The 24,027-nt window shown below is 35.8% G+C and carries 21 protein-coding genes and 3 tRNA genes; 16 read left to right on the top strand and 8 right to left on the bottom strand.

Features of this window, described 5'->3' with window-relative positions; all coding sequences use genetic code 11:
- Positions 1-5: 5 nt before the first annotated feature.
- A tRNA-Tyr gene (locus tag M0051_RS06910) sits at positions 6-88 on the bottom strand.
- A gap of 410 nt (positions 89-498) precedes the next feature.
- On the opposite strand from M0051_RS06910, the gene M0051_RS06905 reads away from it, so the two are divergent.
- The gene (locus M0051_RS06905; protein WP_306740799.1) at positions 499-1,365 is read left to right on the top strand and encodes a diacylglycerol kinase family protein; all 867 of its coding nucleotides are present in this window, start codon (positions 499-501) and stop codon (positions 1,363-1,365) included.
- 57 nt (positions 1,366-1,422) lie between these two features.
- Here M0051_RS06905 and M0051_RS06900 read toward each other — a convergent pair whose 3' ends face one another.
- Positions 1,423-2,115, bottom strand: a complete 693-nt coding sequence (locus M0051_RS06900; protein WP_306740798.1) for a tol-pal system YbgF family protein — start codon at positions 2,113-2,115, stop codon at positions 1,423-1,425.
- 176 nt (positions 2,116-2,291) lie between these two features.
- On the opposite strand from M0051_RS06900, the gene M0051_RS06895 reads away from it, so the two are divergent.
- The 3 genes from M0051_RS06895 to M0051_RS06885 are packed head-to-tail and all read left to right on the top strand — an operon-like array spanning position 2,292 to position 3,971.
- Positions 2,292-3,401, top strand: coding sequence for a DNA replication/repair protein RecF (locus M0051_RS06895; RefSeq protein WP_306740797.1), 1,110 nt, complete (start codon positions 2,292-2,294; stop codon positions 3,399-3,401).
- Positions 3,398-3,688, top strand: a complete 291-nt coding sequence (locus M0051_RS06890) for a DUF721 domain-containing protein (RefSeq protein ID WP_306740796.1) — start codon at positions 3,398-3,400, stop codon at positions 3,686-3,688. The genes M0051_RS06895 and M0051_RS06890 overlap by 4 nt, the downstream gene beginning before the upstream one ends.
- Before the next feature lie 13 nt (positions 3,689-3,701).
- Positions 3,702-3,971, top strand: a complete 270-nt coding sequence (locus tag M0051_RS06885; RefSeq protein WP_306740795.1) for a hypothetical protein — start codon at positions 3,702-3,704, stop codon at positions 3,969-3,971.
- Positions 3,972-4,026: 55 nt separating this feature from the next.
- Here M0051_RS06885 and M0051_RS06880 read toward each other — a convergent pair whose 3' ends face one another.
- Positions 4,027-4,446 (bottom strand): nucleoside-diphosphate kinase, encoded by a 420-nt coding sequence (locus M0051_RS06880; RefSeq protein WP_306740794.1) that lies wholly within the window; start codon positions 4,444-4,446, stop codon positions 4,027-4,029.
- Between the two features lie 211 nt (positions 4,447-4,657).
- Between M0051_RS06880 and M0051_RS06875 the strand changes: the two genes are divergently transcribed.
- Complete coding sequence (locus M0051_RS06875) at positions 4,658-5,692, top strand: bifunctional oligoribonuclease/PAP phosphatase NrnA (RefSeq protein WP_306740793.1); 1,035 nt, start codon at positions 4,658-4,660, stop codon at positions 5,690-5,692.
- Positions 5,693-5,900: 208 nt separating this feature from the next.
- On the opposite strand, the gene M0051_RS06870 is transcribed toward M0051_RS06875, so the two are convergent.
- Complete coding sequence (locus M0051_RS06870; RefSeq protein WP_306740792.1) at positions 5,901-6,608, bottom strand: SAM-dependent methyltransferase; 708 nt, start codon at positions 6,606-6,608, stop codon at positions 5,901-5,903.
- Between the two features lie 234 nt (positions 6,609-6,842).
- Here M0051_RS06870 and M0051_RS06865 point away from each other — a divergent pair, with 234 nt between their 5' ends.
- Both M0051_RS06865 and M0051_RS06860 read left to right on the top strand, forming a co-directional pair.
- On the top strand, positions 6,843-7,775 hold the full coding sequence (locus tag M0051_RS06865) for a bile acid:sodium symporter family protein (RefSeq protein ID WP_306740791.1): 933 nt from the start codon (positions 6,843-6,845) through the stop codon (positions 7,773-7,775).
- A gap of 31 nt (positions 7,776-7,806) precedes the next feature.
- On the top strand, positions 7,807-8,571 hold the full coding sequence (locus tag M0051_RS06860; protein WP_306740790.1) for an MBL fold metallo-hydrolase: 765 nt from the start codon (positions 7,807-7,809) through the stop codon (positions 8,569-8,571).
- A 58-nt stretch (positions 8,572-8,629) separates the two neighbouring features.
- Here the strand turns inward: M0051_RS06860 and M0051_RS06855 are convergent, their stop codons facing one another.
- On the bottom strand, positions 8,630-9,802 hold the full coding sequence (locus M0051_RS06855) for an MFS transporter (RefSeq protein ID WP_306740789.1): 1,173 nt from the start codon (positions 9,800-9,802) through the stop codon (positions 8,630-8,632).
- A gap of 326 nt (positions 9,803-10,128) precedes the next feature.
- On the opposite strand from M0051_RS06855, the gene M0051_RS06850 reads away from it, so the two are divergent.
- Together M0051_RS06850 and M0051_RS06845 are read left to right on the top strand one after the other, a co-directional pair.
- Positions 10,129-10,203, top strand: a tRNA-Arg gene (locus tag M0051_RS06850).
- 46 nt (positions 10,204-10,249) lie between these two features.
- Positions 10,250-10,324, top strand: a tRNA-Arg gene (locus M0051_RS06845).
- Between the two features lie 82 nt (positions 10,325-10,406).
- Here M0051_RS06845 and M0051_RS06840 read toward each other — a convergent pair.
- Complete coding sequence (locus M0051_RS06840) at positions 10,407-11,651, bottom strand: hypothetical protein (RefSeq protein WP_306740788.1); 1,245 nt, start codon at positions 11,649-11,651, stop codon at positions 10,407-10,409.
- Positions 11,652-11,802: 151 nt separating this feature from the next.
- Between M0051_RS06840 and M0051_RS06835 the strand changes: the two genes are divergently transcribed.
- Complete coding sequence (locus M0051_RS06835; protein ID WP_306740787.1) at positions 11,803-13,623, top strand: AAA family ATPase; 1,821 nt, start codon at positions 11,803-11,805, stop codon at positions 13,621-13,623.
- On the top strand, positions 13,620-14,525 hold the full coding sequence (locus tag M0051_RS06830; RefSeq protein WP_306740786.1) for an HNH endonuclease: 906 nt from the start codon (positions 13,620-13,622) through the stop codon (positions 14,523-14,525). Before M0051_RS06835 ends, M0051_RS06830 begins: the two co-directional genes overlap by 4 nt.
- A gap of 766 nt (positions 14,526-15,291) precedes the next feature.
- Here M0051_RS06830 and M0051_RS06825 read toward each other — a convergent pair.
- Both M0051_RS06825 and M0051_RS06820 read right to left on the bottom strand, forming a co-directional pair.
- Positions 15,292-15,774, bottom strand: a complete 483-nt coding sequence (locus M0051_RS06825) for a hypothetical protein (RefSeq protein ID WP_306740785.1) — start codon at positions 15,772-15,774, stop codon at positions 15,292-15,294.
- Positions 15,775-15,896: 122 nt separating this feature from the next.
- Positions 15,897-17,360 (bottom strand): hypothetical protein, encoded by a 1,464-nt coding sequence (locus M0051_RS06820; protein WP_306740784.1) that lies wholly within the window; start codon positions 17,358-17,360, stop codon positions 15,897-15,899.
- A 733-nt stretch (positions 17,361-18,093) separates the two neighbouring features.
- On the opposite strand from M0051_RS06820, the gene hpf reads away from it, so the two are divergent.
- The 5 genes from hpf to M0051_RS06795 all read left to right on the top strand — a co-directional run bounded on the left by hpf (position 18,094) and on the right by M0051_RS06795 (position 23,973).
- Positions 18,094-18,378: a ribosome hibernation-promoting factor, HPF/YfiA family gene (gene hpf, locus M0051_RS06815; RefSeq protein WP_306740783.1), complete on the top strand. Its 285-nt coding sequence runs from the start codon at positions 18,094-18,096 to the stop codon at positions 18,376-18,378.
- Between the two features lie 150 nt (positions 18,379-18,528).
- On the top strand, positions 18,529-19,068 hold the full coding sequence (locus tag M0051_RS06810; RefSeq protein ID WP_306740782.1) for an RNA polymerase sigma-70 factor: 540 nt from the start codon (positions 18,529-18,531) through the stop codon (positions 19,066-19,068).
- Between the two features lie 451 nt (positions 19,069-19,519).
- On the top strand, positions 19,520-20,470 hold the full coding sequence (locus M0051_RS06805) for a FecR family protein (protein ID WP_306740781.1): 951 nt from the start codon (positions 19,520-19,522) through the stop codon (positions 20,468-20,470).
- A gap of 7 nt (positions 20,471-20,477) precedes the next feature.
- Positions 20,478-23,057 carry a TonB-dependent receptor gene (locus M0051_RS06800; RefSeq protein ID WP_306740780.1) on the top strand — a complete coding sequence of 860 codons (2,580 nt, stop codon included), beginning with the start codon at positions 20,478-20,480 and terminating at the stop codon, positions 23,055-23,057.
- Positions 23,058-23,061: 4 nt separating this feature from the next.
- Positions 23,062-23,973, top strand: coding sequence for a DUF4249 domain-containing protein (locus M0051_RS06795; protein ID WP_306740779.1), 912 nt, complete (start codon positions 23,062-23,064; stop codon positions 23,971-23,973).
- Positions 23,974-24,027: the final 54 nt, after the last annotated feature.

The following is a 24,027-nucleotide window of genomic DNA, read 5'->3' as shown; positions in this document are numbered from 1 at the left end:
TTTTGTGGGGAGAGCAGGATTCGAACCTACGAAGACGAAAGTCAGCGGAGTTACAGTCCGCCCCAGTTGGCCACTTTGGTATCTCCCCAAAAGCAATCGCTATGTAAAAGAACTGTTGTTTATTTCTCGATTGCGGTTGCAAATATAGGGGCTTTGGCAGAATATACAAGGGCTACCAAGCTTTTTTTGAAAAAAAAATTAAGTTTTTTATGTAAGTGTTTGATTTCCTAGCTAATATTTTTGTCATTTTTTTTTAATACTTTTTTCATGTAAATATTACACCATTCAAACACCCCCTTTATAGTCACAACATCAGCAACTTACAGTAATATCCTTAACTTTAATCTCAATCAAGAGATATTCTAAAGCATTGAATGCTAAGCATTGGAACATTTAGAGTTCTTTTAATGATTATATTCGATGATATACTTATGAATCGATTTTTAAGACAAGCTTGAAATTGATTTTACAATTACATTTTCGAAATAATAGGAAGTCATGGAGAAAATTCTTTTTATTATAAACCCAATTGCAGGCAAAAAAGCAGGAAAAAATATCAATCAGGACATTATTCGATATCTGGATACCGATAAATTTAAACCTCATTTTAAATATTCGGAATATGCCGGACACATTTCAGAAATTGCAAAACAAGCATTGGAGGAGAAATACAAAGCAATTATTGTTGTTGGCGGAGATGGTACGGTAAACGAAGCTGCAAGAGTTTTGGTTCAATCTAATGTTCCAATGGGAATTATTCCATCAGGATCGGGAAATGGACTAGCCAGGCATCTTAAAATTCCCTTAACGATTAAAGGTGCAGTAAAACTCATTAATAAAATGCAAATCCTGCAAATGGATGCCATAAAAATAAACAACATGTATTCTTTTTGTGTTGCAGGTGTAGGTTTCGATGCCGAAGTTAGCCGAATGTTTCAGAAAATGGAAGCCAGAGGACTTTTCTCATATATTATAGCCTGTTTACGTTGTTTTAATCAAAGTAAAAATCAAAATTTCATTGTGCAAACCAAAGAGAAAGAATATCGATTAAATGGCTTTATGCTATGCTTTGCCAATGCCAGTCAGTTTGGCAATAATGCCTACATTGCCCCCGGTGCAGATGTTTCAGATGGAATTGTAGATCTGGTATTGGTTAAAAAGCCATCCTACCTACAAATTCCTCTGTTTGCTTACAAAATCCTTACAGGGACTGTGGAAAATCATTCTTTGTATAACAGGAGAACAGGAAAGGCATTTGAGATCACTCAAGAGAATGATTTTGCCCATTTAGATGGAGAACCAACAATTGTAGGAACAAAATTTACGGTAACAGTTGAAGAAAAAGTGCTGCGAGTAATTTATTGATACAAAAAAAACGGAAACCAATTAAGATTTCCGTTTTTAAATATCTTATAAAGATGATTACTTCACCATTGCTTTAGCTCTTGTAATGTATTTTTCGATATCACGAGCTTCTGCTGATTTAGCAAAATCCTTCTCAATTTTTTCGTAAGCAGCCAATGCTTTTTTGTATTCCCCTACCATTTCGTAAGCCAAACCAGCTTTTTGCAAATAAATAGGAGTTGTAAAATCATTTGCGTTAATTGTACTTGCATCCATATAGTTCGAAGCAGCTTTAGCATTTTCTCCTAATTCCATATAAGCATCACCTACAGCAGCTTTAGCTAAAGAACTTAAAAGGAAATCATCAGAACTGAAAGAAGTAAGCTTATCAATCGCATTTTGATATTCACCAATTCTTAAGTATGAAATACCAGCATAATACTTAGAAAGATTACCTGCTGCAGTTGAACCAAATTCGTCAACAATTTCTAAAAATCCAGGATAGTTTTCGTCACCATTTAAAGCCAATTTAAATGAATCTTGTTCGAAATATCTTTGAGCCTGGAACAATTGATTCTGAGCTTTTTCTTCTAGAGGAGTTTTGTAATACTTTTGATAAGCAAAAATTGCAACAGCCACCAAAACAACAGCAAAAGCAATGCTAGTCAATTTCTTTTGGTTCTTCTCTATATATTGTTCAGTTTTACTTAACGCCTCTTCTAGATTCTCGAAATTATCCGCAGTTTCCGGATTGTTTTTGTTCTTCGACATACTCAAATAATTAATAGGTTTATTTTTTCTAACGCAAATGTAATTTTTTTTGCCAAATATTAAGCATGATTAATATAAAAAATGAGAATAAATTAGAACTTAATTATTGGCTGGCTTTCCCTAAATTGAATTGATTTTATTTCTTAATTTTGCAGCATTACCTTAAAGTTTTGCACATGCATCTTGAAAAGCTATCTCTTATTAACTACAAGAACATACTTGAGTTGGAATTAAATTTCTCTCCAAAAATCAATTGTTTTATCGGCAATAATGGAATGGGAAAAACCAATCTTCTTGATGCTGTTTACTACTTAAGCTTTTGTAAAAGTTATTTTTCTTCTACCGATCAGCACAACATCAATCACGATCAACAATTCATGGTTTTAGAAGGAAAATATCAGCGTAAGGAATTGGAAGAAGTCGTTTATTGTGGTGTGAAACGTGGACAAAAGAAGAATTTCAAGCGAAACAAAAAAGAATACAAGAAACTCTCGGAGCACATTGGTTTACTTCCTATTGTTATGGTCTCTCCTGCCGATGGCCGACTTATTACCGATGGCAGCGAAGAACGCAGAAAGTACATGGATAGTGTGATATCGCAGTACGACAGAAAATACTTGGATGATCTGATTCGTTACAATCGAGTAATTCAACAACGGAATAAGTTACTAAAAGATTTTGCTGCAGGAACCAAATACGATGAAGATACCTTAAGCATTTGGGATGAGCAATTGGTGCATTTGGGTGCCGAAATCTATAAGAAGAGAAAAGATTTTCTGCATAAGTTAATGCCAGTTTTCCAGGAATACTATTCTGTTATTTCTCAGGGAAACGAAATTGTTAGTCTGGAATATAAATCGCAACTGCACAATCACGGAATGCGTGAATTATTAGATAATGCACGCTGGAAAGACCAGGTAATGCAATACACAACTGTGGGAATTCACAAGGATGATTTGATTTTGAATCTGGGTAATTATCCTATCAAAAAAATGGGTTCACAGGGACAAAAAAAGACTTATTTAATTGCACTAAAGATGGCTCAGTTTGAGTTCATAAAACAAATTGCAGGCTTTACACCTATACTTTTGCTGGATGATATTTTCGACAAGCTAGATTCGAATCGCGTTGAGCAAATAGTTCGTTTGGTTTCAGAGGATCGATTTGGTCAAATTTTTATTTCTGATACCAATCGTGATCATTTGGATGATATCTTATCAGGATCAGCTTTGGAATATCAACTTTTTACTATCGCTAACGGTGCCATTATTAATTCGGAATCATGAGAAGAAGCAACACTCAAAAAATAGATGAATTGATCAAGGAAGTTCTGAAAGAATCGAAACTTGATGTAAAACTGAAAGAATATGAGTTGGTAAACTCGTGGGAGAAGGTAATTGGCAAAACTGTAGCCAATGCAACTACCGATATCCACATTCGCAACCGAAGATTGTTTGTTGCGGTTCGATCATCGGTAATCCGAAACGAACTCATGATTATTCGTGATGGATTGGTAAAAGCTTTGAACCGTGAAGTACAAGCCAATATTATTGATGAAATTGTAGTGAGGTAAGTAAAAATAAATCATGAAAAAGTATACACTTATAATAATAGTATTGGTTGTTTCAACAATATTCAATGCTTTCTTTAGAGATGTTATGATTGATATTGCATTTAGTGCGATTTTATTTCAATTTTTGGGCTCGTTACTATTAGGATATGTGATATCAATGTTTGTAGCTAAGTACAAAGAAAATGATTGGGTAAAATATTGGAAAGTAATGTATGTTGTTATGGTTGCTATTAGTTTACTGGTCCATTATCTTAACTTTTTACCAACGAGTGATACATTGTGATATTAATGCTAAAGGCTAAAAGCTAACAGCTAAAAGCCTTTTGCAAATATCTTATTTAAATCACTTCTGTTGCAGAGAAATAAAATGCTCCTTCGATGCAAGCATTTTCGTCGCTATCTGAACCATGTACCGCATTTTTCGACATCGATTCTGCGAACTCTTTACGAATTGTACCTTCTTCTGCTTCGGCAGGATTGGTTGCTCCAATTAACTTTCTGAAAGCCGCTACAGCATCTTCCTTTTCCAAAATTGCAGCGACAATCGGTCCAGAACTCATAAAATCAGTCAATTCATCGTAAAACGGACGATCCTTATGAACTTCGTAAAACTTCTTCGCTTGTTCCTTGGTAATTTGAGTGTATTTCATGGCTGCAATTCTAAATCCAGCTTCGTTAATTTTTGCAAGAATTGCTCCAATATGACCCGCTGCTACTGCATCAGGTTTAATCATTGTAAAAGTTCTATCGCTTCTCATTAATTTGTGTGTATAAGGTTAAACTTGGTATACAAAAATAATATTTCTGAGTAGGCATACAACAAAATCCAACTAATTTATTTGGATTGATTCTAATTAATTATTGAGTTTTGATCATTGATTCAAATCACAATTATTTTTTAGCAATGAAATCTGCCTATCTATTTTTATCTTTACCCACTAATTTTGAATCATATTTACTCTTAAGAGAATGAATAATATAAAGAATAGAATAGATAGTAATTTAATTAAGAAGGCAGAAATTCTGTTGGAGGAATCAAAACAAATAGCAATAATCCCCCACTCTGGTCCCGATGGCGATGCCATAGGTTCATCCTTAGCATTGTACCAGTATTTAAAGAAAAAAGGTAAAACCCCTAAAATTATCAGCCCGAGTGCGTATCCTGTATTTTTGAATTGGTTACCACAAAATTCGGAGGTGATGATCTATACAAATGGCAAAAAAGAAGCCGAGGATTATTTAAAATCATCTGACCTGGTATTTATTGTCGATCACAACTCTTTTAAAAGATCGGGAGATTTGGAAACAATCCTTAAAGATTTACCTGCAAAGAAGATCATGATTGATCACCATCCCGAACCAGAACAAATTGTTGACTTGATGTTTTCGGATACAGCCATGTGTGCCACTTGTGAATTGATGTATGAATTTATTGAGGCACTTGGCGATGAAAACTTAATTGACACCCACATTGCCGAATGCTTGTATACAGGAATCGTTACAGATACTGGCGGCTTAAGCTATAATTCATCCAACCCAAGAACCTATCAAATTGTTGGAGATTTATTGGCCAGAGGAATCGATAAGAGTAAAATCCATTCAAATGTATACGATAATTTCTCTACCGATAGAATGAAGTTGTTGGGGCACTGTTTGGATCAAGGACTTGAGGTTTTAAGCGAATATCAAACAGCAATTATCACTTTAACCAAAGACGATTTACTACGATTCAATTACAAAGATGGCGATACTGAAGGTTTTGTAAATTACCCTCTATCCATACAAGGAATGCTGGTTTCGGTAATATTTATTGAGAAAGAAGATATGGTAAAAATCTCTTTCCGATCAAAAGGCAATGTACCTATAAATACTGTGGCTTCAGCACATTTTAATGGTGGAGGTCACATGAATGCCGCTGGAGGAAGAACTACAGATAATCTTAAAGATGCCATTGACAAATTCAAAGCTGTAATACCTGCATTTTATAAGAGTCTTGACCTCTAATTTAGACAGCAAAAAAGACTTGGTGGTATGATATTTGCCTTATCTAAGCCGACCAAAGTCTTGTCTTAAATAGTGGTTTTGTAAATTTTAAGGATAAAAAGACGAAGTCAAGAAATAATCCCGGTTTTAGGCGGTCGGGATTATGCCTAAATTTTTAACTATGATGCTCGCAGCGCAGGTTTTTACAATCTGCGCTGTTTTTTTGATATTATTTTTCTCGGTGTAATAGGAAAATTGCTGGTTTCTTGTGCAAATCAATATCCATTCCTTTCCATGCTTTTACAGGAAGGGTTTTAATAAATTCACTTTCCATGGTAATATCAACCGCAATACACAGTTTAGTTACTCCACTACAATTTGCAATTAAATCTTCAACCAATTTATTGTTACGATATGGTGCCTCAATAAAGATTTGTGTTTGATTTTCACTCAATGATCTTGAATCCAGTTGCTTTATTTTTTTTGCTCGTTCATTGGCTTTTATTGGCAAATATCCGTTAAAGGCAAAGTTTTGTCCGTTAAACCCCGATGCCATCAGCGACATTAAAATTGAAGATGGACCAACCAATGGCACCACTTGTATATTCTTTTCGTGAGCCAATTTTACAACATCAGCTCCCGGATCGGCAACACCTGGACAACCTGCTTCCGAAATAATTCCGATATCAAAATCTTTAATCGCATTCAGATATCCCGAAATTTCGTTAGGCGAACTGTGTTTATTTAATTCATAAAAGCGAAGCTCATCAATATTAATGGCAGAATTTACCTTTTTAAGATACCTGCGTGCCGTTCTTATATTTTCCACAATAAAATGCTTAATTGTGGGAATCAGCTCTTGAATATCCTGAGGAATTACTTGATTAACGGATGTATCTCCCAAAGTTGTTGGGATAAGATATAACTTGCCTTTCATGATGATCTAATTTTCGGCAAATGTACGAAATTACTTGTATTATTGATTTTGTATCCAATTCGAATTATCGTTTTGTAGACCTGTATGCCGAAAAAGAGAATAAATGACCTCCGCTTTTACTTTTCCTGCTTCTACCATTCAGCCTTATTTTCTATCTGGAATAATTCTAAATAATTTTGAAACCAATTAAAAAAGTTTCATCTTTACACCTAAATCATCATTTATCATTACAGAATGAAAGAGTTTGCTACAAAAATCATATTAAATAGAAACTTCATCTTGGTATTGGCAGTAATACTCGGCTTAGTCATTGGACAGTATGCATCCTTGTTTAAGAATTACACTTTTTACGTGCTGGCCGTGGTTATGACCTTCTCTACAACCGGGATTTCGACAAAAGCCATGTTTCCATTAAAGAAAATGATCAAGCCAATGATTATGGGCTCCCTTCTAAATTATGTGGTTTTTGGTGCAGTAGTGATTTCTCTTTCCTATTTCTTAATGCCTACACCCGAATTGTTTTTAGGATTTGTTGTAATCGCCTCAACACCTCCAGGTGTTGCTGTTATTCCATTTTCTCACATTTTAGATGGTGATTTAAAATATGCCATTGTAGGAACTTTGGGTGCATTCATATCTTCATTGTTTTTTGCTCCTTTAATTGTTGGTCTATTCTCTAATGTTGACGGAGGCATAAATCCTGTAGATTTATTCATTGCAATGGTTCAGCTGGTAATTATCCCTTTACTGATTTCCCGACTTTTATTGTGGAAACCGATAAAACCAACAATCGAAAAAGTGAGAGGTAGAATTGTTGATTGGGGATTTGCACTCATAATTTTTACCGCTGTAGGTTTAAACCGACAGGTATTTTTTTCTAATTTTGAAATACTCTTACTGGTTTCTTTGGTTTTGTTTCTGGGGATTTTCGGTTTAGGATGGACTTTTGAGAAAATAAGCAAAAAAATTGGAGTTCCTGCTCCGGTTGCTATGACTCAAAATTTATTGGTAACAGTAAAAAGCTCTGGTTTTGCTGTGGTTACAGCATTAACATTGTTTGGTGAAAAAGCTGCTATTCCATCTGCTGTTTTAGCAGTATTTGTATTGGCTTATCTACTATTTCTATCCATCCGAAAAGAACTTAGGGATTCAAAAAAATCAAATTAACCAAGAGGTTATATTCTGATTAGAACAAAGTATGGTAAAACTAACTTTTCTTGGAACTGGAACTTCTCAAGGTGTGCCAATTATTGCATGCAAATGCCCTGTTTGCTTATCTGATAATAAAAAAGACAAGCGATTGCGAACTTCTGTATTGATTCATGTTGACAATCAAAACATTGTAATTGACAGCGGTCCTGATTTCAGATACCAAATGTTGCGCGCCGGTGTTGAAAATATATCCGCTATTCTATTTACACATGAACACAAGGATCACACTGCAGGCTTGGACGATATTAGAGCATTCAACTGGGTAAACAAAACTGCAGTAAATATTTATGCAGAAAAACGCGTTCAAGAATCTCTAAAAAAAGAGTTTGCCTACGTTTTTGCTGAGTTCAAGTATCCTGGTATTCCTCAAATGAATTTGATAGAGGTGAACAACCAAGCTTTCAGAATAAATGGAACTACGATTCAACCCATTCGGGCCATGCACTTAAAACTACCTGTTTACGGATATCGAATAGGTGATTTGGCTTACATCACAGATGCAAACTATATCTCTCTCGAAGAGATGGAGAAACTAAAAGGCATCAAGGTATTGGTGGTGAATGCTCTTAGAAAAGAAAAACACATTTCGCATTACAACCTATCAGAAGCTCTTGACTTGGTGAATGAATTAAAACCAGAAAAGGCCTACTTTACTCATATCAGTCACCAAATGGGATTCCATGATGAAGTTCAGGCAGAACTTCCTGAGAATGTTTATTTGGCTTACGATGAACTTACCATTGAAGTCTAACCGTTGAAAAGTAAAATTGTAAAAATAGAGTAATTGGGGTATTTGAGAGAAAAATCAATTACCTCTCCACTTTTCTCATAAAAATCACACTCACTCCACCAAGAACAAGGAATATGCTTCCCGCCAGCATCAAGGCTGATGAAATACTGTAATGGTCGGTGTACCATCCCAGGAATGGTCCAATCACGGCAAAACAAATCCTGATGATAAAGTTACGCACCGATAAAACCGTGGCGCGCATATCCGATTCGGTAATTCTATTGATATAATCCTTCAATACTGGCGTAGCAATTCCTCTCACAAAATAGAAAAAGAAGAAAACGCCAACCCCAATTAAAGAGTGAAACCAACCACTTAAAATAAAGCCGCTTGAAATACCAATTACAATAAAAGTTGAAGTTCCTATTTTCCCCAGATATCCTTCAACTCGGTGAGCCAACAAAGCCACAAAACCAACCGTTAAATTCAATAGGGTCCAAATCACACCAATGGTGCTCACTTCCATATCTAAATCCTTTAAATACGGCTGTATGAACCAGGCCAAAGTTAGCGTAGCACAACCAATCACCGATGAAAGCACAATGTTCCAACGAAGCTTTGCACTGTCCCAAAGGGAGAACTTTACAATGGTTAAGATGTGTTTGAAACCAGCTTTCGATTTTTGAGAATCCTGATTGGGATCCAAAAGCAAAAATGCCGCTGGTATTGCTATAAAGGCGATAAATGATTGTAGCACAAAAGGGGTTCGCAAACTAATTAGAGCCAAACTACCCCCCGCTATTCCGGCAATTGCTTCCGCAAAATTTCCGACAGACATTACCCTACTCTCCTGCTTTAGATATTCTTTTTCGCGATTCATCTTTAAAAGACTATCGTAAAGCATTGCCGAATCGGAACCCGAAATAAAACTGCTCCCTATTCCAAGAATTAATTCAGCAGCCAGAAAACCAGTAAATCCATAACTGAACGAGTATACAACAAATCCCAGGCATCCCAATATTGCACCAAGAATAAGAGATTTCTTGCGTCCCCATACATCGGCCAGATATCCCGAAGGAATTTCAAGAACTACCACTGCAACAGAATAAATCCCTTTTAGGGTAAGTACATCTTGCATGCTTAAACCATTTTCCTGGTAAAACAAAACAATGATCGGCATGGTTAACATGAACCACTTGGCTATTTTAATAGCATACAGTTTGGGAATATTTCCTGCGTAAGTTCTTGACATTTTTATAATTTGAAATGCAAAGATAATTTCTCTGCTCAAATCTTAAAATATATTGACACAAGAGCTTCGATTAAGGAAAGATTATTCCACAATTGGATGAAAAAAAGAAGATTTTTACCCATGAAGGATAGGCTTTATCCGAAGCATCTGACCTATTCCCACCTTACCAGCTAAAATATCATTGCCGAATGAAAATATTTTCAAAAATTATTCTTTCTGAAACCTAAGTATTTAGTGCCTTTTAGCCATATATCTGAAAAAAAAATCATAAAAACATTTGCTTAAAAGCGCAATTAATCCCTATATTTGCATCGCCTTTTAAGGATGGTCCAGTAGCTCAGTTGGATTAGAGCAACAGCCTTCTAAGCTGTGGGTCCCAGGTTCGAATCCTGGCTGGATCACAAAAACTTTCTTAAAAGTTTAAAAATTTAATGTTTCTATAAGGCCGGTCCAGTAGCTCAGTTGGATTAGAGCAACAGCCTTCTAAGCTGTGGGTCCCAGGTTCGAATCCTGGCTGGATCACGAAAGGGTAGCAATTTGCTACCCTTTTTTGTTTGTACTGATTTCTATCTCAGAATTGAAATTTTCATTTAATCATACCACCTCAATACTCAAACTCTTCTACAGGCTCCTCCACTTCCATTCGTCCTTTTAACACATACTCGCGCAATCCATCTAAATTAGCGGTCTGCATGGCTTCAACCGAGAATTCTTCGTTGTGCAGCTTAAACAAATCGCCACAGCCTGCCTTTTCGAACATGGCCGATAGTTTGGGATACTGTTCTGCATCAACATTCATAAAAGTACTCAGGCGATCGATCTTCCAGTAAGGCACATCGTTTTTGCCCAATCCACAGATGTCTTTCAGATCACTACCCTCGGGCGTTGCAAAGTGTGTGATAAACAAAAAAGTGCGAATCACGAAGCAATCATCAATTACCTGGCAAAAGAAATAGCCCACCTTCACATCGTACAAATGATATGGAATCAAAATATAGGAACGAACATCATAGAAGTGCTTGAAGTACACCAAATTTTCGAACAAATTATAATTCAGCGCCTCATCGCTAAGCAAGTCCAGGCGCTCCCTCATTCTGTTCAAGGCATGTGCCTGAATATAAACCGGAACCTCATCTAAATCGGTACCATGATACTGTTTAAACCCTCCAATATTATAGTTCAAAAAGCGCGGAAAGTTAAGTCGGGGTTTGATTACCCGATAGGTAGTATGATATTTCCCCCCAATTTTAATGGATTTTTTCACCGAATGAAAAACCCCAACACATGAATTGATATCTAATCGAGGACGGTTATTCCTTTCTGGAGTATGCAGTAAAGTTAAGGTATAGATTTTACTTCTTACATCGCTGCAAAGTAAAATGGTTTTATACAGATGCAGGTAGATATTATCAACGAACTCCTGCGGTTTTTGATGAAAACTTGCAATATCCCCCAAGTATTTCCACAGCTCAATCCTTCGTTTAAACGAAATTCCCTGAATAGCCATTACTTGCTGATAGCAGAACAAGACATTTAACTCTCGTATAGAAAACCACCTGCCTTTGTATTCCGCTATAGGTTCGTGCAATCGCTGTTGTAGCAATTGCTCCATATCATGTAATTCCTTGTCCGAAACAAAATGCCCTTCCTGCGCAATCGGCTTTGACACCCTAAAATAGAAATCAAACAACACTTCTTGCTCCTTCTTATGGAATTGCATCTCCTCCTCTTGCCCAGTCAACTTTTTCAATTCCGACTGTATCTCTTTCACTACATACTTAATTCCATCTTTTCTTCTTGGTCTTTTCCGAGCTACTGTTTTCTTACCGTGCTTTTTCCTTTTAGCCATAACAAAAATCTTCTTTTCATAAGTTCTTGTACAATTTAATAAATAATTCCATCCATTGTTAAACATTATATACTTTTTTACAGCAGATTATGAGATGGATTGCTTACATTTAAAAGCTATAAAAGAGAATAAACGCTGACAGATCCTCAGGATGCTGTCAGGTTTTACCGACCTGTCAGACTGCGAAGCTGCTGACAGCCTGAAACACAAAACACCTGATACTATGGAATTGCTATACGTTTGGATTGAAGACTACAAAAACATTAAAAAGCAAGGCTTTAACTTTTCGCCGAAACATTGGTTCGATTTTGAGTACGAAGTAGACGAGGAGGGAAAAGTAATTGGTGGCACCCTACACCACAAGGAAAGAAACACCAACTATCCAGAAAACTTCTTTGGTGAAAACATTAGCAATGTAACGGCTATTGTTGGGAAGAATGGGAGTGGGAAGAGTAATTTAATGGAATTTATAATCCTGTTTTGCTCAAGTTCTCACGGACTTAACGAATACAATAAAAATATTGTTTTTATTTATGAAAGTGCTGGTAGAATTTATACCAATAGATCACAATTAAAATGTAACTTAAAATTATATCCAAAGAATTACATTCAATATCCATTCAATAGATATTCCAATAACGCAACAAAGTTAATCTTCTACTCCCCTCATACCGAAAAACATATGCTTGAAGGATTAGGAAGTGATCTAGCAGTAGATGATATCTCAGATGGAGGCATGCTCAAAGATGATTTTATGACTAGAAATGGTGAATCCTTTCTGTGTACAGATATTGAACTTCTCCAAATGGAAGACTCATTAAGACATATTCAGTTATTTAAATTATTCTTGCAGACAAAATTTAGAACGCACATTACCATTCCAAAAGAATTATACATACAAATCAATGCTAGTATAGAATTTAATGAGGAAATAAATAACAAAAACTATAGAAGGTTTTACCATAGGGATGATAATCTTTCCTTTATGCAGCACATAGAAAACAGATTATTAAATCAAATATTCGCCAATAATAATTCAATGTATACTGAGACTTATGCAAGCTTTGAAGAATTAATTATTGGGCATTATTCATTTGAATTTTATAAACAATTACAACATTTAAACAATAGTGACTTCATTGTTTATCAGAAAGAACCTTATCCATTAGGAAAATTTGATTATCATTTTACTTTCAGAATTAAAACAGAAAACCTTTCTGATGATTTCATGAGAGGTTTATATTACTATTACTTCCAAAGTAAAGTTCACTATGGATTAACAACTTTAAGCTTTACAAGAAATTTAAGTCGTAACATATTTTGGAAGTGGAATGGTATTTCGTCAGGAGAAATGTCCATGTATAATCTTTATGGTCGATTATTAGAAACGACCACAGCTTCACAATTCGTAAATTCTAACATTAAAAAAATCATTTTATTGCTTGATGAACCTGAAACATCTTTTCACCCAGAATGGCAGCGCATATTTATTACTGAGTTTATGCCATTTATTAACGAAATTTGCAATAAAGTAAATGTCCAAATATTTATAAACTCCCACTCCCCCTTCCTAGTCTCTGACCTTCCCAAAGACAATATCATCTTTTTAAATAAAAAGGAAAATGGAGATTGTGAAGTAAAACAGCCTGAAGACATGACTCACACCTTCGGCGCGAACATCCACTCCCTTTACCGCAACTCTTTCTTTTTAGAGAATGGTTTAATGGGTGAGTTTGCAAAGGAAAAAATTGATCAAGTTATACAAGACTTGAATCAACAAGATCCTAAATCGAATATTTCTGATGAAAGAAAACAAGAGATCCTTTTTATAATTGAACAAATAGGCGAACCTATACTCCAAGAGAAACTTAAAAAGAGATACAAAGAAATCTTTGAACCTCTGGACAGAAGAATCGAAGAGCTCAGATCAGAACTTGCACAACTTGAAGCATTACAAAACCTAAAATCATGATTCCAATTCATATCCCCAACCTAAACGAAATAATAGAAGAGTTTTACCAAGCAGTAAAAGCATTTTCGGAATCAAAAACATGGTTTGACACCGTAAACAATTGGCTAGTTGGTAAAGGTTATACACTAGAACAGGTTGTGAAAGCCAAACCATATGAACTTGCTATATTAATTCGAGAGCTACCAAAAGTAGGAACTCCACAAGAGTTCAAAAAAATCTACTCCGAATTCTCCAACAGCTCCAAAGGCCTGAAATATATAAATACAAATGGGGATCGAATTGTATACTCAGGAATTGATTTGATAGAAAGGTTAGGAATAAATGTTTGTCCATATTGCAACAGAACCTACGTACAAAGTATTAAGAATAAAAATCAATATCACAAAAAAAGAAGAACCTGTGAGTTTGATCATTTCTATCCGCAAAGCGAATATCCTTTTTTAGCCATCTCTTTTTACAACCTGATTCCATCTTGTAAAACTTGTAATCACATTAAAGGAAAAAATCCTATTCAATTTTCACCTTATGAAATTAATGGGGAGAGTTTGGTTGAATTTAAATATAAAATTGAAGGCATCGATTATCTAACAGATCCCAAACAAGTATCAATAGAAATCGATTGGAAGAATCAGGAGTTTTATGAATCGAATGGTAAGGTATTCGGCTTAGACGACTTGTATAAAAATCACAACGACATCGCTCAGGAAATCCTTTTGAAACGACACATCTATAATGACAGTAGAATTGATGAGTTGTTGGAAGAGTACGAAGGTCTGTTTTCTTCGAAGGAGGAAATCATTCAAATGATAGCAGGAAACTATATCAATGAAGAAGACCTCGGCAAGCGCCCACTATCCAAACTCACCAGAGACATCGCCCGCGAGGTAAAGTTCATAAAATAAGCTTTCATCAAAGGCTAACAGATCCTCCGGATGCTGTCAGGTTTTCCCAACCTGTCAGACTGCGTAGCTGCTGACAGCGTCAAACACCAATTTCTCAAGGAATAGAATCCAAACTCTGACAGGTCTATCGACGCTTTCAGGTTTGGCTGCTCAAAATTGCTATCGGCTACCCCAATTTTGGGGTCTGGGATAGGAAAATTGCTGTCGGCAATAGCAATCTTGGTCTTGCACCCCGCAAGCTTTCCCTTTAAAGGCTCGGCTTAGGGCAAAAATCCCTCGACAGAGATGTGGCAATACATCAATATATCCCATCTGAGGCTCAAGTTTTCCCTAAATTTGGTCGGCATTGCCCTATTTTAGCTCGGCCTTTCTATGGAAAGGCTCAACATTGCTATCTAAAAAAAAGAGCTCCCCTAAAAAATGGTGGCAATTTGCCCTCTCGTACCTCAATTTTGTACTTCCAAGCCTCAATGTCGAGCCATCGGATAGAAAGTTGGATGTTACAGAGGGAAATAATGAGCCTCTGGATAGAAAAGTGGCAGGTTGATCTCTTATGCTTGAGCAAATCTAAAACAAGGTGGAGCTGCAAGAGAACAATTGCGAGCCTGGCAAGAGAAAGATAGAGCAATTTTTCCCTTTCATCAAAATGTGAAGGGGAAGTTTCCACCTACTATTGCATTTATTAGATTATATAAAGATCTTGTAAACTGAGAAAGGATACCGTGCCTGGTACCCTTTCCTTTTGAATCCATCAAACAGGCGAGTCTTACTCGTCTGTTTGTTCTTCGGTTTTCTTCACACCTCGGCCTGGAAAACGTTTCGACAGCTCATCCAATTTATCCTGAGCTCCCGGATGTCCCATTTTGGCAGCATTTTTCATCAAACTATACACAATAAGTGAAGTTCGATAAGCTTCGCTACCTGCCAATGCGTAAGAATCCTTAACAGCTGAAACAATCTCAGACAACTTGTAGTCGATAGAACGCAATGTGCCAATCGCCGCCACGTCGTGATCGAATGCATCAAAATCGATAAATCCGCCTAGCATAGCAGTTTCCTGTCGAGCTACTTCGTGCGACTTGTCTACAAAAGCCACTGATTTATCGCCCATAATCAAAATATCCTTCTTCTCTTCTTTCGGAAGAACTTTCAATTTAGCCAACAAAACATCATTTAAGGTTTGCAGAGCAGTATCGATCTGAGTTTGCTCCTCAGCAGTTAAAACCAAATCGAATACATTTTTTTGCATAAAATTTAGTTTTTGATTAATACTATTTATATCAGTATCAATTTAATAATTCTTAAAGCTGTAAAAGATGATATTTGTCATAAAGCACAGGATTAATTCTCATTTTGTAAAACAAGATCAGATTATACCTTCTCTACCTTCTTAATTCCTCGTCGGTTAAAAATGATTCGATAGCGACGATAGCTGGTTTGATCGTCCATTTTGAAACGAATCACCATGTTCATGAAATAGACCTTTTCGCCCGCTGTCTTTTCGAACTGATCATCCTTTAGGTAGTAAAGTGGAATTTCAGGGTTGTCCATTTTCTGGATAAATCGGGATACATTGAAACGAATGATGTCCACAACCCCTGTAATGTTGTAGTTGCCATAGGAGTTGTCCAAAGCCTTTTGATCCAAACGCACCAGTTTTCTGTAGAAGATGATTTTCTCTCCCACTCCACGGCTTTCCACATCCACAATTCTCGATCGGTTTCTGTGTTTCATCACACGAAGTGGAACCGTATCTTCGTGAACAAAGTCGAAACTCTCCTTACACCAACCAATTTTCTCATCTCCCTTTACGCGGATGATACTTTTGTGATCGAAAAATCGTTTGTTGATCTTTCCCACCAAATAATGGCGGCTAAGGTCTTTGATTCTATCCTTTAGCATGTAAATAATTACCAAGGCTCCAAATAAAGGAATGGTAAAACTTCCCAGGCTCTTCTGAAACACAAAGGTAAGAGCAGCACCAATAATCATGGCCAGGCCTGCGGCAATGCTATACAGAAACTGAATCATAAACACCCCTTCCTTTTTCTTGCGGAAGGAAAGCAATAGCTGCCCCTCGAAATACTTCTTAAAGGCTCCCCTGCGGTGCACAAACCAACGGTTTTTGTCGGTAGGCTTTTCCTCTACCACCAGGTAGTTTTTGCTTTTCTTGTAGGCTACCTCATCGCGCACCTGGTTTAGAATTTCTTGCTTGCGTTTCTCAATCTCCGGATCATTCACTTTGCGCAAACCTCGGTGCAAATAGTAAGAGTACTCATCGAATTGATTACTCATGAACTCATCCCCAAACAAAAAGTAATCGAACATCTCCTTTCTTACCGTAGGAACATTAACAATTCTTCTCAGCTCTCGGTATCGCTCCCCAATTCTTCGAACATGGCTCAGGTAATCTTTAATGAGATATTGACGATCTTCCTCCTGATCATTTCTAAGGATATGCTGAATTTCGCGGCGAAGGGCAGAACGAAGAATGGTATGAAACATGCGAATGTGATACTCGTAGTTTGCTTCATTCTTGGAAGTGGGATAATTGGCTACCTTCTGAAAAGAATCCTCCAAGTACTTGAATACGGTTTGATCGCCCAAGGCAATTTCCCTTAGCAGGTAAGGCGGGGTAATCAAACGGATGTTGGAATTAAAATCGTTGTAAAAGTCCTCCTTCTTATAGGTGGATGGATTGATATCCAAACTACTTGGAACGAACAGCCAGGTTTTAATCGAAAACTCGTTTACCTTTCTTTCCTTACTGGGTTCGTAACCCATTTTTATCTCTACAGAAAACTTATCGTGTACTTTTACAACTTCATTTATCATTCGCCAGACTTCTTGTAATTTATGATTCGGTGTGTATTCAATGCTTAAAGGTACTGAATTCCTACCAATACATCTCCTCTTAGAAACCCCATTTTTAAAGGGATAACACTTATATCGTTTGCGGAATGAGATTCATAATTTTCAACACTTTTTCATTTTTATATCTACCTCTGCGAGTTATATATTTTTTTGGGGGATGCATTCCTCTTTTTCATCCTCATAATCGTGAACGATTACCTGCAGACTTGATACTCGAAACATTTATTTCTCAAACAACACCTATGAATGCAGGAAAAATCGTACACTGGTTTGTGTTCGATTTCTATCATTTGAAAGGACAAATGATCGCGATTCGCATTTTGCAACTCCTGTATCTCCATCATCTATTTGGTATTGGAAAGAGAATGTAATCTAATTGATTTTTATTAAAAATCCATATAGCATTTTTTCCAGATAAAAGTCAGCCTCCAACAAATTATTTTTAACATTTAAAAATTTATTTTTTTAGTTTGCTTATTTTGAACGCTTTGAAAATTAACATTTGTTAAACTTCAATAAAAACGCATTTTTCGTTTCGTAAGCTTAAAATTTTTGCTTAATTTCAGGGTAGAAAGATTAATCAAAAAGGCTTAACGAAGCCGAACATATGCGCAGAAAAAAAACCGGTTTACACTTATCAGAATATTAACTTATCCACTTGTGGATATTAAATATAGGAGGAATTGTGATGAACATGAAAATGCAATCCGTAGGTTTTAAAGCAGATAGCAAATTAGAAGCTTTCATTAACCAAAAACTTAAAAAGCTTGAGAAGTTGGAAAACAGTATTACCGCTTATGATGTAATACTAAATGTTGACAAAGCGAGTAATAAGGAAAATAAGGTTGTTGAGGTGAAAATGCAGGTTCCAGGATCGGAACTATTTGCCAAAAAACAAAGCAAGACATTTGAAGAAGCAACAGATTTGGTAGCAGATGCACTTCGAAGCCAAATTCTAAAATATAAAGAAAAGAGATAATCCTCGAACAGAAACGGAGCTAATGAGCTCCGTTTTTTTTTATTTTACATCCCTCCAACACTTTCCTTAACTTTTCTTCACATTTATTTTAACAATTTAATAGGATAATATTTCTATTTTTGATCACAGCGAACGAAAATAGAAATACAATTGTCCCACTCTACCCACAAAATTGATTTTAATCGTTGTTTCAAAGAGTACTACTCTCCTTTGTGCAATTATGCCTATTCGTTTCTAACTGATCAAGATCAGTGCGAAGATTTGGTACAGGACATTTTTCTTAAAATTTGGGATTCTCCTCCTAAAATCAATACATCCATCTCCTCTTATTTGTATAGAGCAGTTAAGAATGCCTGCATCAGCCAAATGAAGAAAAATGTACAGCAAAGCATTTTACCAATCGAGGAAGTTGAAGATCCTATCGATACTCCTTTTGAGTTAAATAGAGAAGAAAACCTTGCCAGGATTAGATCGAAGGTAGAACGTGCCGTTGAAAATTTACCACCAAAATGCAAAGAGGTATTTATCATGCGTCGAAATATGCAGATGTCCTATCTTGAGATCTCTGAACACCTTAACATTTCCAAAAAAACCATCGAAAACCAGATGAATACGGCAATTAAAAAATTAAGAGCACAATTGGATAAAAATGACTTGCTGATTTATTTCTTGATGATGGTGAAAGAGTAACAGTGATCAGTGAACAAACAGATTACAGTTTTAGGATTCATACAAACATTTCCATTCAACGAACAATCATCTCATCACATTCGCGACCTTTCTAGAGTCTACTTGAATTTAATGAAAACATTTAATTAGATGAAGAGCCTTTAATTTCGGAATTCTCCCTTTTCAGTGGAGATCCCGACAGGGAGAGGGGTGTGTTTAATTAAGTTTCTCATTATTGCACCCTTTTGCCTGTCGACATTTTCCCTAAAAGGGAAAAATTGAAATGGAAATGTAAGGTTCAATTAATTATTATCGATTGAGGAATTCTTTGAATCGATGAAAAACACTGCCAATGATACACTACTTTCACCTTTTTGTAAAAAAAAAGAAAATTCTATAGGGGTAAATCAGATTTAGTTGTCTTACCTATAGAATTGCAATTTATTTATACATGTATTAAGATTTCAGGGCCATGAAAATTAACACAGAAATATTAACTGATTATTTAAACAAGCTATGTGATAACAAAACAAAACAGGCAGTGGAAAATTGGATGGAGGAAGATCCTGCAAACCAAAAATACTTTGAAGAGTTAAGATTTTATTGGGAATGCAAATCTTCATCCGTAAAGAAAATTGAATTTGATTCGAAAAAAGCTTACAGTAAATTATTACAAAAGAAAAATTTGCAAAAACGTGTTAAAATTCGCCGTTACCTGCAGTATGCGGCAGCAATTGCAATACTAATGGTAAGTGGAATAACATCATATTTATATATGAATACCAGTTCGGATCAAACATTGGTTGTAAATAATATTGCAAATGAAAGGTTGTTGAATCTGCCTGATGGAAGTACGATTCTGTTGGCCCAGGGAAGTAGCATTAAGCATTCGAAACACTTTTCAGAGAAGGTGAGATCAATTGAGCTTACAGGGGAAGCTTTTTTTAATGTAGCAAAGGACAAAAACAGACCATTTATCATCACCACCAGTCAAACCCAAACAAAGGTTATCGGAACATCATTTCGAATTTCAGAAGCTAATGGCAATACCTTTATTGAGGTTGAATCGGGAATTGTTGAATTTAGGGGAAAAAATGAATCAACAAATAAGGTACGACTGGTGAGAGGTGATAAAGCGAAGTTTATTACCAAGCAACATGCAATTCTTAAAAGCAAAAATGAATCTCATCATTCAGAAATAAAAATTCAGTATTTAGCATATCAGAACGAAAGTTTAAAATCGATATGTAATGATTTAAATGAACTATTTAATGTAGATATCAGATTGGAAGGAGAAGCTGTTCCACAGCTCAGGTTGACAGCAGTATTTGAAAAGCAAAATCTGGAAAATATTCTGGAAACCATCTCTTTTACCCTAGATCTTGATATCGAAAAAAACAATTCGTACATCCTACTAAAATAATTTGTACATGAGAAATATATTTCTTTTTCTAACAGCAACATTCATGCTGTTGGGAATGAATACGGTAATGTCTCAATCGAAAGACAACCAAACCATTAAAACCAATCAAGAAGCTTATTCCTTTGTGGATTTAATGGATTTGATTAAAAACCAAACAAAATTGAATTGTACCTACCCAAGTGCAGAACTTGGGAAAGAGAAAATTTACCTGGGTAAGAAATCTTATCAACTAAGAATATTGCTGGATAAGGTTTGTTTGCAGCTACAATTAAAATACAAAATCATTGGAAATCAGATTGCTTTTAAAAAGTATCCAGCAAAAAAAGTAACCATTAGTGGGTATATAAAAGATGCAAACAATGGTGAAGACTTAATTGGTGCTACCTTTTATATCAAAGAGCTAAAAAAAGGTACCATCACCAATCCATATGGTTTTTACTCTTTAAGTGTTCCTGCTGGTTTTTATACGCTTAGCTATTCTTTTTTGGGTACAAAAACTCAATCAAAAGTTTTGGAAGTTACCGATAACCTGAATTTAAATATTGATTTGTCATCGGATAACCTCCAAATAAAAGAAGTTGTAGTAAGAGGAGAGGCTGCAGCCAGCAATGTTGAACGAGCTGAAATGAGTGTGGTAAAAATGCCGGCAACAACCATAAAAAAACTGCCAGCCTTAATGGGTGAGGTCGACCTAATTAAGGCGGTACAAATGCTTCCCGGCGTAAAACCTGCTGCCGAGGGTTCGAGTGGATTTAGTGTTCGGGGAGGTAATCCTGACCAAAACTTGCTGCTTCTCGATGAAGCGCCTGTATATAATGCTTCTCACTTGCTTGGCTTTTTCTCAATTTTTAATAACGATGCTTTAAGCGATATGAAGCTTTACAAAGGAGATATTCCTGCTGCTGTAGGTGGACGTCTTTCTTCTTTTCTGGACATCAGAATGAAAAACGGAAACAGCAAAAAGTTTAGTGGAAATGGTGGTATTGGTACTGTTTCATCAAGGTTAACTCTTGAAGGTCCAATAGGCAAAAACGAAAAGACCTCTTTCATGCTATCGGGAAGAAGAAGTTACGCCGATTTGTTCCTGAAGTTATCTTCCGACGAAGATGTGAAAGACAATGTCGTTTACTTTTATGATGTAAATGCAAAAATCAACCATCGCTTCAATGATAAAAACCGTCTTTTTGTATCAACCTATTTGGGGAAGGATGTTTTTAAAAGCAACGAAAATGAATTGAACTATGGAAATCGCACGGTTAGTTTGCGTTGGAACCACCTGTTTTCTAACAAATTGTTTTCCAATGCTACTTTCCTATATAGTAAATACGATTACGAATTATCAAATAAATTAGGAGCCGATGCTTTTAAGTGGCAGTCGAATATGGAAGATTATTCAGCGAAACTTGATTTCAATTACTTCTTAAATGCCAATAACAACATCAAGTTTGGTGGAATTATTACTTATCACAAATTTGAGCCAGGTCATGCGTTTGGTTTAGGAGAGCAATCTTTTCTTTCTGATTATCGTGTAAACGAATCAAATGGATTAGAAGAAGCTGTATACATTTCCAATGAACAAAAAATTGGCGATCGCTTGACCTTAAAATATGGATTGCGCTTTAGCATGTTCAATAATATAGGTAAAGGAACCGTTTATGATTTTGATGAAAATTACAATGTTGTTGATTCAACAATTTATAAAAATGGTGATATTTTTAATACATACACTAATTTAGAGCCTAGGTTCGGTCTTAAATACATGCTTACTCCTACTTCTTCGGTAAAGGCAAGTTATTCAAGAACCACTCAATACATGCAGCTGACTCAAAACTCTACAGGTGGCTTACCTTTAGACATTTGGTTTCCAGCTTCTCCAAATGTAAAACCTCAAACTTCTGACCAATTTGCTTTGGGATATTTCAGAAATTTTAGAGACAATACCATTGAAATGTCTTTGGAAGGATATTATAAAAAAATGGATAACTCCATCGATTTTAAAGACTTTGCAGAATTGCTTCTAAACAAGCATTTAGAGGGTGAATTGCGAACAGGATCGGCAGAAGCTTATGGTTTTGAATTAACAACCAATTTAACATTCGATCGCCTACAAGGTTGGATTGGATACACCTATTCCAGAACAAAACGAACAATTGAAGGCATTAACGGTGGCAATTCATATCGATCACCTTACGATGTTCCGCACAATATCAAAGCTGCATTGAGCTATACATTGACTAAAAGAACAAGCATTTCGGCCAATTTCACCTATTCTACCGGATCTCCGGTTACCTACCCAGTAGGAAGAGCGGAATACCAAGGTGCATTGATAAAAATTTATTCGGGCAGAAACTCCTATAGAATGCCTGATAATCACCGCTTAGATTTGGCATTAACTTTAAAAGGCAAAAAGAAACCTGGCCGTAAATGGGAAGGCGAATGGAATTTCTCATTGTACAATGCTTATGGTAGAAAAAATCCATGGTACGTTAGCTTCAAGCAGGATGATGACAATCCTAAGGTAATGAAAGCTGAAAAAACCTACCTATTTACCTTTGTTCCTTCAATCACTTATAACTTTAAATTCTAGAATGATGCAAACTAAAATATTAATTCCATTTTCGTCATTTGCGAACAAACAGTTAAAATACATTTGTTTGTTGATGTTTACTATTATTTTTTCATCATGTACTGAGGAAATTAATGTTGATGTAGACAGTGGAGAAACTCGCCTGTCAGTTGAAGCTGCTGTCACATCTGATTTAACAAAACACCATGTAATCCTGAAAGAAACAAGTGATGTCTTTTTCAACCAGGATGCCATACCTGTTCGCAGTGCTAAAATTACCGTTACTGACGGCAATACAATCTATAACTATCAAGAAACTAAACCAGGATACTACGAAAGCGAGGATGCATTTGCAGGCAAACCAGGTAACACATACTCTTTATCCATTACTAACGTAGATGTAAATAAGGACGGAACATTAGAAGAATATTTGGCCAGTTCAACAATGAAACCAACATACCTCATAGATTCTATAAAAATGCATTTCGATCCTGATTATGAATCGTATGACGAAGATGTTGATAAAGGACCATTTTGGTTGGTTTCTCTATATATGAAAGATGATATTAAAACAGAAGATTATTATGGTTTTGCCTGCAGAATAAATGATGTGATGGTACATGATACAATTACAGAAATACTGGTTCAAAAAGACACTTACTTTAATGGTGAAACCTCAAAAGGTGTTGATGTTGGTGAGTTTAATCAGGAAAAACCAGATGAAATACTAAAAGACAATGATATAATCACTCTGGAAACCTATGCAATAAGCGAAGAATATTACGACTTTGTGAGCCAACTTCAAGAATTGGATGAAGGCCAAAATATGTTTTCAGGACCTCCTGGAAATATTACTTCAAATATTTCTAATGGTGCCATTGGATTTTTTGCTGTCTACTCTATTACTCGAACCAATATTGTACATCGAGACAATTAATGTAGACAAATATTTGATATTTAAATGATTTCACAGATAAAAAAGAGCACTAGA

The organism is Marinifilum sp. D714 (assembly GCF_030851345.1).
GTDB lineage: Bacteria > Bacteroidota > Bacteroidia > Bacteroidales > Marinifilaceae > Marinifilum.
Note: the sequence above shows the minus strand (reverse complement) of the source record. Positions and strands in the feature narration are given on the sequence as shown.

Bases quoted from the DNA above. Each gene is read 5' to 3' on its own strand.
- M0051_RS06860 (WP_306740790.1), top strand. From the start codon at position 7,807: ATGGTAAAACTAACTTTTCTTGGAACTGGAACTTCTCAAGGTGTGCCA.
- M0051_RS06905 (WP_306740799.1), top strand. From the start codon at position 499: ATGGAGAAAATTCTTTTTATTATAAACCCAATTGCAGGCAAAAAAGCA.
- M0051_RS06880 (WP_306740794.1), bottom strand. From the start codon at position 4,446: ATGAGAAGCGATAGAACTTTTACAATGATTAAACCTGATGCAGTAGCA.
- M0051_RS06840 (WP_306740788.1), bottom strand. From the start codon at position 11,651: ATGGCTAAAAGGAAAAAGCACGGTAAGAAAACAGTAGCTCGGAAAAGA.
- M0051_RS06890 (WP_306740796.1), top strand. From the start codon at position 3,398: ATGAGAAGAAGCAACACTCAAAAAATAGATGAATTGATCAAGGAAGTT.
- M0051_RS06870 (WP_306740792.1), bottom strand. From the start codon at position 6,608: ATGAAAGGCAAGTTATATCTTATCCCAACAACTTTGGGAGATACATCC.
- hpf (WP_306740783.1), top strand. From the start codon at position 18,094: ATGAAAATGCAATCCGTAGGTTTTAAAGCAGATAGCAAATTAGAAGCT.
- M0051_RS06795 (WP_306740779.1), top strand. From the start codon at position 23,062: ATGCAAACTAAAATATTAATTCCATTTTCGTCATTTGCGAACAAACAG.
- M0051_RS06865 (WP_306740791.1), top strand. From the start codon at position 6,843: ATGAAAGAGTTTGCTACAAAAATCATATTAAATAGAAACTTCATCTTG.
- M0051_RS06885 (WP_306740795.1), top strand. From the start codon at position 3,702: ATGAAAAAGTATACACTTATAATAATAGTATTGGTTGTTTCAACAATA.
- M0051_RS06820 (WP_306740784.1), bottom strand. From the start codon at position 17,360: ATGATAAATGAAGTTGTAAAAGTACACGATAAGTTTTCTGTAGAGATA.
- M0051_RS06875 (WP_306740793.1), top strand. From the start codon at position 4,658: ATGAATAATATAAAGAATAGAATAGATAGTAATTTAATTAAGAAGGCA.
- M0051_RS06895 (WP_306740797.1), top strand. From the start codon at position 2,292: ATGCATCTTGAAAAGCTATCTCTTATTAACTACAAGAACATACTTGAG.
- M0051_RS06900 (WP_306740798.1), bottom strand. From the start codon at position 2,115: ATGTCGAAGAACAAAAACAATCCGGAAACTGCGGATAATTTCGAGAAT.
- M0051_RS06835 (WP_306740787.1), top strand. From the start codon at position 11,803: ATGCTGTCAGGTTTTACCGACCTGTCAGACTGCGAAGCTGCTGACAGC.
- M0051_RS06800 (WP_306740780.1), top strand. From the start codon at position 20,478: ATGAGAAATATATTTCTTTTTCTAACAGCAACATTCATGCTGTTGGGA.
- M0051_RS06805 (WP_306740781.1), top strand. From the start codon at position 19,520: ATGAAAATTAACACAGAAATATTAACTGATTATTTAAACAAGCTATGT.
- M0051_RS06855 (WP_306740789.1), bottom strand. From the start codon at position 9,802: ATGTCAAGAACTTACGCAGGAAATATTCCCAAACTGTATGCTATTAAA.
- M0051_RS06830 (WP_306740786.1), top strand. From the start codon at position 13,620: ATGATTCCAATTCATATCCCCAACCTAAACGAAATAATAGAAGAGTTT.
- M0051_RS06825 (WP_306740785.1), bottom strand. From the start codon at position 15,774: ATGCAAAAAAATGTATTCGATTTGGTTTTAACTGCTGAGGAGCAAACT.